Here is a 10,454-nt window from a genome sequence, read left to right as displayed (position 1 = left end):
TTTTCGCGCTTGCGGAACAGCAGATAGGGCCAGATGCCGATCAACACCGCTGCGATGACTGTGCCGTAGACCAGCGCGAACACCGACTTGCCAGGCTCGGTCCAGACCATGCCCAACAGAAGCAGGCCGAGCACGATGGTCGGCCCGCCCAGCAGGATCATCGCGAAGGTCTTTATCCGTCCACTGGTGGGCGCGTTGGCGAGCTTGCCAACCATGTCGGTACCACCGAAATACACCTGCAGTGCATCGTTGATGGAACGGGCGGGCTGCGGCTTTGCGGGTTCCGGCGGCGCCACCGGTTGCTGCAGGTCCATTTCCTTGGGCGCCGACGGCAGCAGGTCCGACAGGTTGGTCTGCTCGATGAGGGCTTTGAGCTTGGGGTCCATGTGCAATCCGTGCAGTCACCGTTGGCGGCGGCACGATAGCAGCACGCCCAGATGCTCGGTAGTGCCAGCCACGAGGAACTGGTAGATGCCAACCTTGGTTGGCAGCCCTCTGCAAAGCGCCAACCAAGGTTGGCATCTACCAGGGCGTGGTGGCAGGCTGCGTCGGACGATGTCCGGTGAGCCGGTAGTTGCCAACCTTGGTTGGCAGCCTTTTGGAAAGCGCCAACCAAGGTTGGCATCTACCAGAGCGGGGCAGGTAGCAGAGCGGGGCAGGTAGCGCCGGGCCATGCCCGGCGGGCACCTCAACGCACGTCGCGCAGTTCCCAGTGGTGCCCGGCCAGCAGGCGCAGGCGTTGCTTGAACACGTCACTGTCGATGCGGGTGGTGGCCACCAGGTTGATGCGCAGATCCTTCTGCTCACCGGTCACGGTGGCCTCCGGATCGGTCACGCCCCACTGCGGTTCCACCGCATCCGGGTCCGGTTGCTTGTCGCGCCAACGCTCGAACAGGCTGCTATTGCGCAGCGCGTTCTGCAGTTCTTCGGCGAAGCCAGCGGCACCCTGCGAATGGAAAGACAGGTCGGGGTCGTTGCCGCGGGCCTTGGACGGTTCGGGCAGGCTGATGTGGTACTGCGCAGGCATGTTGATCTCCTTGAGGTGGCGCTAGGCTGGCATAAGCGCGGTGGAATCGATGTGCAGATTCCAATGCGTGGTTGGCCTTCATTCAAACCGATGCGGCCCATCGGCGAAGCCCACGGTGACCGCACCCTTGCCGACGTTGACCATGCCGGTCAGGCTCATCACCGATTCGTACACGGTCACGCCATGGCCGGCGCAGACCTCCTTCATCTGCGCGTAGCCGGGCAGGGCGCGCAGTTCGTCCAGTTCGCCGCCGTAGCTGACGCACACGGTGGGCGTCATCAGTCCGGCGCGTACGCGCTGGCCGACCACGCCGAACAGCTTCAGCACGGCATTGTCGAAACCCTTGATCTTCGCCACTGGCCCGGTCTCGCCGCGATAGCCATGCAGCACCGGCTTGATGTCCAGCGCACTGCCCAGCGCTGCGCTGAGCAGACCGACGCTGCGGTCGCCCTTGTGCCGGGCGCGTGCGCGCATGTAGTACAGGTCGCGGGTGACCATGTAGCCGTGCACGTTGCCCGCCAGTTCTTCCAAGCGCTCGCGGATCTGCTGCACGCTGGCGTCGCTGGCACGCAGGCGCACCGCTTCCACCGCCGTCACCGCCTGTGCGGCGAACAGGTTCTGGGTGTCCAGCACGCGCAGCGCGAACGGCGAGTTGTAGCCTGCCGCCTGCCGCACCGGTTTGTAATCGTTGAGGATGGCGAAGCTGGCCTGCAGCGCGTTGTCGTGGATCGGGCTGCGGGTCTTGGTGATGGTCATGCAGAACACGTGGTCGTAGTCGATCACCAGCCGCTGCAGGAACAGGTCGCGGATCTGGTTGACGCTGAAGGGGATGGTCTCCGCTTCGGCGCCGTGCTCGGCTACGTGCGCGTGCAGGAAGCTCAGCGTGGCCTGCTCGTCACGGTGGTCGGCGAGCACGGCTTCGCCGATCCGTACGGTGATCGGCAACAGCACGATGTTGTGCTCGGCAATGAAGTCCTGCGGCAGGTCGCAGGCCGAGTCGACGACGATTCCGATGCGCATCCGCGGCTCCCCCTCCAGGGCGGTTGTAGGTTCGGAAATGTGAAAACTATCTCAAAACGGGACCGGGCGCGCGAGGGAAATGCGCCACTGCCTGTTCAGCGAGTGCGCTGCACTGCCATCGGCAGGGTCACCGCCTGCTGCCAGTCCGGCCGATCCAGCAGGCCCGGGTCGTCCAGCACCGCCGCCATCAGCGGGTGGGTATCGTTGCCCCAGAACAGTTCGCCGTCGATGGCCAGGGTCGGCACGCCAAATACGCCAGCCTCGATCGCCGCATCGGTGTTGCGTCGCAGCTGTTCCTTGATTGCCGGCTCGCCAATGGCTGCTTCCACATCGCTGATACCCAGCCGGGTGGCGGGTTCGCGCAGGGCCGGGGCGTTGTCGGCCGCGCGGCCGTCGCGCCAGATCCAATCAAACAGCACTTCCACCGCCTCGGTGCTGGCGCCCGCGGCCAGGCACAGGCGCAGGGCCGCCAGCGGGTTGAATGGATGCCCGGGCGGGAAGCGTAGAGGGGTGCCCTCGGCCTGCGCGGTCCACAGCAGCTGGCGGTACATGAAACGGCGCTTGGCCGGGATCTCCGCCGGGCCGAGGTTGCCCAGATGGTGCAGGACCGCACCGAAGGCGATCGGTACCGGTTGGATGTGCTCGAACTGCGGCAGCCGCTTCACCTTCTGCCAGTGCAGGTAGGAGTAGGGCGAGACGAAGTCGAAGTACCAGCGCAGGGTGGGCATCGGTGGCTCCTTGTAGCGATCAGGGCTGCGCGTTGCGCTGCAGGTAGCGGTCGCGCAGTTCGGTCTGGCGCGAGCGCATCGGCATTGCACGGCCGCCCAGCCAGACCTGTTCGGCATAGTGCGCCACATCCAGCGGATCACCTTCCCACAGCACCAGGTCGGCACGCTTGCCCGGCTCGATGCTGCCGATCTGGTCGGCCACGCCCAGCACCTCGGCCGGTACCCGGGTCAGCCCGGCCAGGCCGTCGGCCCAGGGCAGGCCATTGGCCACCGCGTTGCCCGCAAGCTGGCGCATCTTTCGCGCATTGTGCGAGGCATCGTCGCGCTGGGCAAAGGCCACCGGCACGCCGGCGCGCTGCAACCGCGCGGCGTTTTCCAGGGTGGCGCCGATCTGGTCGAAGGTGGCCGGCAGGTTGCCCAGCGCGTCGACGAACACCGGCACCTTGGCCGCTGCCAGTTCCGGTGCCAGCTGCCAGGCCTCGGCACCGCCGGCGATGGCGATCTTCACCTTCTCGCGGGCCGCCCAGCGCAGCAGTTGGCGGATGTCGGCCGCGCGGTCCACTTCCACCACGATGCGGCCCTGGCCGGACAGATAGCGGGCAAGCGTGCGGCGACCAGCCGGGGTCAGCAGCGCATGCGGCGAATCGGCGGCGACCTGGCCACGGGCTTCATCGACCATCTGCTGCAGCAGCATCCACTGCGCCGCGCGCGATTGCCCGGTCAGTTCAGACGCCGCAGCACCCAGGCGCAGGAACAGGGCGCGCGGGCCGATCGGGTCGGCACTGCCATCGAAACGCACCACGCCACCCTGGCCGGCGACGAAGCCGCCGCCGGTGGCCGCGCCCAGCGCCGTGAAGCCGATGCCATCCAGGCGTGCCACCGGAATCAGCACCGAAGCGGGGTTGTAGGCCAGGGTCACGTCGAATTCCGGACGCAGCGGCTGCTCACCGATCTTCAGCGCGCTGTCGACCGTGCTCGATTCGCCGGACACTTCCTCGATGCCGATCTCGGTGATGCCGCCGAACAGGGCAGGGGTCAGCGTGCGGCCCTTGGCCTCGACCACAGGCACGCCAGCCGGTGCGGACAGGCCGCGACCCACCGCGCGGATGATGCCGCCCTGCACCAGCACGTCGGCGTCTTCCACGTTGCCGCGTGCGCTGGCGGTAGCGACGGTCGCACCGCGCACCAGCAGGTCCTGCGCCTGCGCAGGCGGCGCGATGCAGGCCAGCGCCATGACGGCAGCGCCGAGCGTTGCGGCAGGCTTCGCCATTGCCTTGAACATGCCCATCAGCGCAGCTCCTGCCCAAGTTGGAAATCCGACCGCGGCGTCGCCGGTGGCGTGCTGCGGTCGTACACACGGCGACCATCGACGAACACCTGTTCGGCCAGTGCATACGAACTGAAGGGGTTGCCGTTCCAGATCACCACGTCGGCCATCTTTCCGGCCTCCAGCGTGCCGGTCTGCGCTTCGATACCCAGCGCCTTGGCGGCGTTGGCGGTCATCCAGGTGATCGCCCGTTCCGGCGCGATCTCCGGCATGTGCGCGCGGCGCGCGGCGGCCATCACCTTGGCCGCTTCCTGGTTCAGGCGCTGGATGCCTTCGGGCGAGTCGGAGTGGACGATGGCGCAGCTGTTCTTCGGCCGGTCGACCAGCGCGATGTTCTCGGCGATGCCGTCGAAGGCTTCCATCTTGAAGCCCCACCAGTCGGCCCACAGTGCGCCGCAGACGCCTTCGGCAGCCAGCCGGTCGGCCAGTTTGTAGGCCTCCACGCCGTGGTGGAAGGCGGCCACCTTGAAGCCGAATTCCTTGGACAGGTCGAGCATGGTGGCCATTTCATCGGCGCGGTAGCAGTGGATGTGCACGCGGATATCGCCCTGGATCGCACCGGCAAGGGTGTCCAGCTTGAGGTCGCGCTTGCCGCCGGCGTCACCGGCGCTGTCGCCCTTGTCGCTGCCGAACCAGCCCTTGCGCTTGGCTGGCTTCGGCGTGCTCTTGGCGATGTAGTCGGCCGCGTCGATGAAGGCTGCGCGGTAACCGGCGACGTTACCCATCCGCGTGGCAGGTGCCACGCTCTTGCCGCCACCGTAGACGCGCTTGGGGTTCTCGCCGCAGGCCATCTTCAGGCCCCACGGCGCGCCGGGAAATTTCATCGCCTGGTAGGTGGTGGCAGGCACGTTCTTCAACGTCACGCCGCGGCCACCGACCAGGTTGGCCGAGCCGGGCAGCACCTGCATGCTGGTCACCCCGCCTGCCAGTGCCGCCTGGAAGCCGGGATCCTGCGGCCATACCGAATGCTCGGCCCAGACATTGGCGGTGACCGGCGCGGTCATCTCGTTGCCGTCGCTGTGCGCGCTTACGCCGGGGCTGGGATAGACGCCCAGGTGCGAGTGCACGTCGATCAGGCCCGGGGTCACCCATTTGCCGTCGGCATTGATGCGGGTGACGCTGGCGTCGACCTGCAGGGCATCGCCGACGGCGACGATGCGACCATCGCGCAGCAATACATCGGCGTTGTCCAGGCGCTGGCCGGTGCCGGTCAGCACGGTGGCGTTCTGGATCAGCAACGGCCCATCGGGATGCGCCTGGTAGGTGCTCGGGTAGGGATCGGCCACGAAGCGCGAAGCGCCCACGGCCGGCGCCGTGCTCAGCGATACCAGCGCCAGACCCAACCCGGCGCGCAACAACGTCGATGTCATGCAGATCCCCTTGGCAGCGTGTTCAACCCAACGACGCTAGCCGGGGACCGGCCTGCTTGCCAAGTGTCCTTTTTCACGGGGCGTCATCTGCCATCTCGACGGCAACGTCCGCCTCCCGGAAAATGGTGCTCCCCACGCCGTACCGGAGCGCCCATGAAGAGCAAGCAGGACATCGTCGACAACTGGCTGCCGCGCTATACCGGCGTGCCCCTGGACCAGTTCGGCCAGCACATCCTGCTGACCAACTTCGGGGGCTACCTGCATACGTTCTCCGCGCTGACCGGTGCGCCGGTGATCGGCCTGGACCGGCCCATGGCCAGTGCCACCATCGACGGCATCACCATGATCAACTTCGGCATGGGAAGCCCCAATGCCGCGATCATCATGGATCTGCTGTCGGCCGTGATGCCCAAGGCCGTGCTGTTCCTGGGCAAGTGCGGGGGGCTGAAGCGCAAGAACGAGCTGGGCGACCTGGTGCTGCCGATCGCGGCCATCCGCGGCGAAGGCACCTCGGGCGACTACCTGCCGCCGGAAGTACCGGCCTTGCCCGCCTTCGCCCTGCAGCGTGCGGTCTCGACCATGATCCGCGACCTTGGCCACGACTACTGGACCGGCACCGTCTACACCACCAACCGCCGGGTCTGGGAGCACGACGAGGCCTTCAAGGAGCGGCTGCGGGCGATGCGCTGCATGGCCATCGACATGGAAACCGCTACGATCTTCGCCGCCGGCTTCGCCAACCACATTCCCAGTGGCGCCCTGCTGCTGGTTTCAGACCAGCCGATGATCCCGGACGGGGTGAAAACCGAGGCGTCCGACGCCAAGGTCAGCTCGCAGTTCGTGGAAAACCATATCCAGATCGGTATCGAGGCGCTTAAGCTTATCCGGCGCAACGGCAAGTCGGTCCGCCACCTGCGCTTCGACGAATGATGATGATGGCCTGGCGCGGTGCGCCGGCCCTGGGAGTAGGTGATGGACGTTGCCGCGCAAGTGGTGGAATTCTGGAAAAACGCGGGCCCTGAAAAGTGGTTCGCCCGCGATGATGCGTTCGACGCGCAGTTTCGTACGCTGTTCGCGGACGAACACCATGCCGCCGCATCGCGCGCGCGCGAGCACTGGCTGGGCAGCGCCGAGGGTGCGCTGGCGCTGATGCTGCTGCTGGACCAGTTCCCGCGCAACTGTTTCCGCGGCACGGCCCATTCCTATGCCACCGATGGCCTGGCACGGCACTACGCCATGCGCGCGATCGAAGAAGGGCTGGACCTGCAGCTGGTTCCCAAGCTGCGCGCTTTCATCTACCTGCCGTTCGAGCACTCCGAAGATCCGCTGGACCAGGACCGTTCGGTGGCGATGTTCGACGTGCTGGGCGACAAGGAATACCTGCAGTACGCCGAACTGCACCGCGACATCATCCGCCGCTTCGGCCGGTTCCCGCATCGCAATGCGGTGCTTGGCCGCATGCCTTCGCCGGAAGAACTGGATTACCTGGCCGAAGGCGGTTTTGCCGGGTAAGAAACAAAAAACGCCGGCTTTCGCCGGCGTTTTTGTGGGTTTCAACTGCAGCCGATCAGTACTTCGGCACGCCGTTGTCCACTTCGTCCGACCAGGCATCGATGCCGCCGGTGACGTTGAACACCTTGCTGAAGCCAAGCGCACGGAACTGCTCTGCGGCCTGCGCGCTGCGGCCACCGTGGTGGCACAGGAAGGCCAGGGCGGTGTCCTTCGGCAGGGCTTCCAGCTCGGCGCGGCCATTGCCATCGAAGCTCTTGAACGGCACGCCGACGGCGGCGATGGCACGTTCTTCGGCCGGGCGCACGTCCACCAGCATCACGTTGCCGGCACGCACCAGGTCGTCGGCATCGCGCACGCTGATTTCCTGCACCGGCTTGGGCGCGTTCGGGTTGTCGATCGCCAGGCCCTTGCCCCGGATGTCGTCAACCCAGTCGATGGTGATGCCATCGGCGCGACGGGCGCTGGCCAGGTCGAACTGCACGCGCAGGCCGTTGGACTCGGCGGCGATCGCGCCTTCGTCGTACGGGGCCAGCTGGAAGTTCGGCTGGAAGCGGGCATCGATGCCCAGCTGCAGCGACGCACCCGGCGAATCGGCCAGCGCGCCCTTCAGCATTTCCACCGCGGCCGGGGTGACGGTGATGCGCGGCGGGGTGCGGTCCGGTGCGGCCAGGCCCAGCACGGTGCTCAGCTCACCGCTGGCGGCCATCTGCAGCACGATGTCGCTGCCGCCGACCAGTTCGCCGTCGATGTACAGCTGCGGGATGGTCGGCCAGTCGCCATAGGCCTTGATGCCTTCGCGGATCTCCGCGTCGGCCAGCACGTTGACGTGGGCGAACTCCACGCCCAGGTCCTGCAGGGCACCCACGGCCTTGGCCGAGAAACCGCACTGCGGCATCGAAGGCTGGCCCTTCATGAACAGCACGACGCGGTCGTCGTTGAGGATGGTTTCGATGCGCGAACGCAGGGCGGGATCGAGGGACATGGCAGTCATGGGTCCGAAAAATTCGAATCATCAATTCTACCCCCCATGGCATCATGGGGAATGACCAGCGCAGGAACATTGCATCGCATCCCGACCCGGCCCTGGCGCTGGGTACCCTGGCTGGTGCTGTCGCAGCTGGCTGTGATCCTGACCTGGGTGCTGGCAGGCTGGCACTGGGGCCTGGCCATGATGGTGGCAAGCCACGCGTTGTTCATGGTGCCGGTGTTCCTGCCCAACAGCCGCTTCTACGCGCCGGTGCTGAGCCGGTTGCCCGATGCCGGCGACAGCGTCTGGCTGACCATCGACGACGGCCCCAGTGAGCAGACCCCTGCGGTGCTGGATCTGCTGGACCGACACCAGGCAAGGGCGACCTTTTTCCTGGTCGGCGAGCGCGCATTGGCGCATCCGGCGCTGGTGGAGGAGATCCTGCGTCGCGGACACGACCTCGGCAACCACAGCCACAGCCACCCGCAGGCGCGCTTCTGGCGGCTGGGTCCGGGCACGATGGCGGCGGAGATCGAGGGTTGCCAGCAGGCGCTGCAGACGGTCAGCGGGCGACCCGTGCGCTGGTACCGCTCGGTGGTGGGCATGACCAACCCGTTCGTGGCACCGGTACTGCGCAAGCTGGGCCTGGTGCGCGTGGGCTGGAGCGCCCGCGGCTACGACGGCGTCGGCTGCACACCGGACGGCGTGCTGGCGCGTCTGCTGCCCGACCTGCGCCCGGGCGCGATCGTACTGCTGCATGAAGGTGCCGCCCACGGCCACAACCTGGCCATCATCGAACGCGTGCTGCAGGCGCTGGACGAGCGCGGCCTGAAAGCCGAACTGCCGGCCGGCTGACCGGCAGCGCCGGGCCACGCCCGGCGAGCGCCAGGCGCAGCAAGAGCGAAGCGACCCGCGTTTGCTCTTCGCTTTTTTCTTGACTTCCGTGGTGGACGCACCCGTAAACCGTCCGTGGCCGGGTGGGTGGGCTGCACAGGGGCGTGAGCCGCATGGATGCGGCGACCGAGCTTACATGGACGTACTTGCAGCGCCCCCTGTGCAGTCCACCCACCCGGCCATCTCACGATCACCCTGGCCGCCCACCACGAGGGGCTCAGCCGTTGCCCGCAGTTCCCGGACGCTCGGCCACCAGCAGCCAGCTGTTGAACGGCGTGCGCCCATGCAGGGGACGCAACGGAGCCACCTGCAGCCCAGCCTCGGCCAGCGTGGCCTGCAACCGCTGCGGATCCGGGTAATGACGCGGTCGCGTGCCCATCCAGCCGACCAGCCACGCCAGGCGATCAGCCACCCGCGTGGTGCGGTCGCGGCGGTCGCCGGTCGCCAGCGGCGTACGCAGCAGCAGGCGGCCACCGGGCGCGACCCGCAAGCTCACCGCGCGCAGCAGTTCCAGTTGTGGCGCCTCATCCAGGTACTGCAGCACATCCAGCAGCAACACATGCCCTGCATGCGCCGGCAAGGGCGCCTGCACATCCAGACAGTCGAAACGTGTGTCGGCCAGGCCGGTGCCGGCGCGCTGCGCACGCGCGATCTTGTCGCTGTCCACGTCGATCCCGAGGTACGCCTGCTGGCGGCCGCGCTGGCGCAGCACGTGCGCGAACAGGCCCAGACCACAGCCGAGGTCGAGCACCGGCTGGCCGTTGTCGGGAAGGTGCTGCAGCACGCCGTCATACAGTGGGTCGCTGCCCAGCTTGCCGCGGGTGTAGTAGTAATCGCGGCGGCTGCCCCAGGCCTGCATCGGCCGGAAAGATTCGGCGATCAGCCGCGCCTGTCCGGCATCCAGCGGCGAACAGGGCAGGGGCGTGCCGTTCCGTGGCGTGCCGTCCATCGTGTCAGTCCGTTCTGCGCAGCAGGTGCGCGGCCACCGGCAGCGCACGCGCGCTCCACAGCGCATACATCCGTGCGGACGGGTGCAGGCCATCCTCGGCGATCATCGCCGGGTCAGCGCCGTTGTCGCGGCTGATATCGGTGATGTCGACGAAGGCCACGCCCTGCTGGGTGCTGATCACCTCAGCGGCAGCATTGAACTCGTCGGTTTCGATCTCGATGCCGGTCAGATGCCGCCCGCTCTGGATGCCGAACGGGGTCGCGCCCCAATCGGGGAACGACAGCACCAGCACGTGGTCGGCGCGGCCACCGGCAAAGCCGATCGCGCGCTGCAGCAGGGCCTGGAACTGCCCCTGGTACTCGTCCAGCGGGCGCCCGCGGTACTGGTTGTTGACGCCGATCAACAGGCTGACGAAGTCGAACGGCCCTTGCGGCGCCACTTCGTCGATGCCGGCGTCGAGCTCGTCGGTGGTCCAACCGGTGGTGGCGATGGTCTGCGGGTCGGTCAGATCGATGCCCTGCGCACGCAGGGCGGCGGCGAGCTGATGCGGCCAGCGGCCTTCGACCGCGACCGCCTCACCGATGGTGTAGGAATCGCCCAGGGCCAGATACGACAAGCCCATCGCTCAAGCCACCGACCGGCGGGGCTTCAGCGGCACCA

Annotated in this window: 12 protein-coding genes; 3 read left to right on the top strand and 9 right to left on the bottom strand. The window is 67.4% G+C overall.

What is annotated here, in order from left to right:
* The 6 genes from DBR20_RS05545 to DBR20_RS05520 all read right to left on the bottom strand — a co-directional run.
* The coding region (locus tag DBR20_RS05545; RefSeq protein ID WP_108265488.1) for a hypothetical protein at positions 1-386 on the bottom strand (386 nt) is incomplete at its 3' end.
* Between the two features lie 302 nt (positions 387-688).
* A complete protein-coding gene (locus tag DBR20_RS05540) occupies positions 689-1,027 on the bottom strand; it encodes a hypothetical protein (RefSeq protein WP_108265487.1) in 339 nt (112 codons plus the stop codon).
* 78 nt (positions 1,028-1,105) lie between these two features.
* Positions 1,106-2,047 (bottom strand): DegV family protein, encoded by a 942-nt coding sequence (locus DBR20_RS05535; RefSeq protein ID WP_049464775.1) that lies wholly within the window; start codon positions 2,045-2,047, stop codon positions 1,106-1,108.
* A 95-nt stretch (positions 2,048-2,142) separates the two neighbouring features.
* On the bottom strand, positions 2,143-2,775 hold the full coding sequence (locus DBR20_RS05530) for a DsbA family protein (RefSeq protein ID WP_108265486.1): 633 nt from the start codon (positions 2,773-2,775) through the stop codon (positions 2,143-2,145).
* Positions 2,776-2,794: 19 nt separating this feature from the next.
* The gene (locus DBR20_RS05525; protein ID WP_108265485.1) at positions 2,795-4,063 is read right to left on the bottom strand and encodes an amidohydrolase family protein; all 1,269 of its coding nucleotides are present in this window, start codon (positions 4,061-4,063) and stop codon (positions 2,795-2,797) included.
* A complete protein-coding gene (locus DBR20_RS05520; RefSeq protein WP_108265484.1) occupies positions 4,063-5,472 on the bottom strand; it encodes an amidohydrolase in 1,410 nt (469 codons plus the stop codon). Before DBR20_RS05520 ends, DBR20_RS05525 begins: the two co-directional genes overlap by 1 nt.
* Before the next feature lie 153 nt (positions 5,473-5,625).
* Between DBR20_RS05520 and DBR20_RS05515 the strand changes: the two genes are divergently transcribed.
* Positions 5,626-6,402 (top strand): AMP nucleosidase, encoded by a 777-nt coding sequence (locus DBR20_RS05515; RefSeq protein WP_025874105.1) that lies wholly within the window; start codon positions 5,626-5,628, stop codon positions 6,400-6,402.
* 42 nt (positions 6,403-6,444) lie between these two features.
* Positions 6,445-6,984 carry a DUF924 family protein gene (locus tag DBR20_RS05510; protein ID WP_108265483.1) on the top strand — a complete coding sequence of 180 codons (540 nt, stop codon included), beginning with the start codon at positions 6,445-6,447 and terminating at the stop codon, positions 6,982-6,984.
* Between the two features lie 55 nt (positions 6,985-7,039).
* On the opposite strand, the gene grxD is transcribed toward DBR20_RS05510, so the two are convergent.
* The gene (grxD, locus tag DBR20_RS05505; RefSeq protein WP_108265492.1) at positions 7,040-7,966 is read right to left on the bottom strand and encodes a Grx4 family monothiol glutaredoxin; all 927 of its coding nucleotides are present in this window, start codon (positions 7,964-7,966) and stop codon (positions 7,040-7,042) included.
* 60 nt (positions 7,967-8,026) lie between these two features.
* Between grxD and DBR20_RS05500 the strand changes: the two genes are divergently transcribed.
* On the top strand, positions 8,027-8,806 hold the full coding sequence (locus DBR20_RS05500; RefSeq protein WP_108265482.1) for a polysaccharide deacetylase family protein: 780 nt from the start codon (positions 8,027-8,029) through the stop codon (positions 8,804-8,806).
* A 256-nt stretch (positions 8,807-9,062) separates the two neighbouring features.
* Here the strand turns inward: DBR20_RS05500 and DBR20_RS05495 are convergent, their stop codons facing one another.
* A complete protein-coding gene (locus DBR20_RS05495; RefSeq protein WP_108265481.1) occupies positions 9,063-9,794 on the bottom strand; it encodes a class I SAM-dependent methyltransferase in 732 nt (243 codons plus the stop codon).
* A 4-nt stretch (positions 9,795-9,798) separates the two neighbouring features.
* A complete protein-coding gene (locus tag DBR20_RS05490) occupies positions 9,799-10,416 on the bottom strand; it encodes an SGNH/GDSL hydrolase family protein (RefSeq protein WP_108265480.1) in 618 nt (205 codons plus the stop codon).
* Between the last annotated feature and the right edge of the window lie 38 nt (positions 10,417-10,454).

Origin of the sequence: Stenotrophomonas sp. HMWF023, assembly GCF_003060985.1 — a bacterium.
GTDB classification, from domain to species: domain Bacteria; phylum Pseudomonadota; class Gammaproteobacteria; order Xanthomonadales; family Xanthomonadaceae; genus Stenotrophomonas; species Stenotrophomonas lactitubi.
This window is presented reverse-complemented; position numbering and strand designations above follow the sequence as displayed.

Bases quoted from the DNA above. Each gene is read 5' to 3' on its own strand.
- DBR20_RS05540 (WP_108265487.1), bottom strand. From the start codon at position 1,027: ATGCCTGCGCAGTACCACATCAGCCTGCCCGAACCGTCCAAGGCCCGC.
- DBR20_RS05535 (WP_049464775.1), bottom strand. From the start codon at position 2,047: ATGCGCATCGGAATCGTCGTCGACTCGGCCTGCGACCTGCCGCAGGAC.
- DBR20_RS05530 (WP_108265486.1), bottom strand. From the start codon at position 2,775: ATGCCCACCCTGCGCTGGTACTTCGACTTCGTCTCGCCCTACTCCTAC.
- DBR20_RS05525 (WP_108265485.1), bottom strand. From the start codon at position 4,063: ATGGGCATGTTCAAGGCAATGGCGAAGCCTGCCGCAACGCTCGGCGCT.
- DBR20_RS05520 (WP_108265484.1), bottom strand. From the start codon at position 5,472: ATGACATCGACGTTGTTGCGCGCCGGGTTGGGTCTGGCGCTGGTATCG.
- DBR20_RS05515 (WP_025874105.1), top strand. From the start codon at position 5,626: ATGAAGAGCAAGCAGGACATCGTCGACAACTGGCTGCCGCGCTATACC.
- DBR20_RS05510 (WP_108265483.1), top strand. From the start codon at position 6,445: ATGGACGTTGCCGCGCAAGTGGTGGAATTCTGGAAAAACGCGGGCCCT.
- grxD (WP_108265492.1), bottom strand. From the start codon at position 7,966: ATGTCCCTCGATCCCGCCCTGCGTTCGCGCATCGAAACCATCCTCAAC.
- DBR20_RS05500 (WP_108265482.1), top strand. From the start codon at position 8,027: ATGACCAGCGCAGGAACATTGCATCGCATCCCGACCCGGCCCTGGCGC.
- DBR20_RS05495 (WP_108265481.1), bottom strand. From the start codon at position 9,794: ATGGACGGCACGCCACGGAACGGCACGCCCCTGCCCTGTTCGCCGCTG.
- DBR20_RS05490 (WP_108265480.1), bottom strand. From the start codon at position 10,416: ATGGGCTTGTCGTATCTGGCCCTGGGCGATTCCTACACCATCGGTGAG.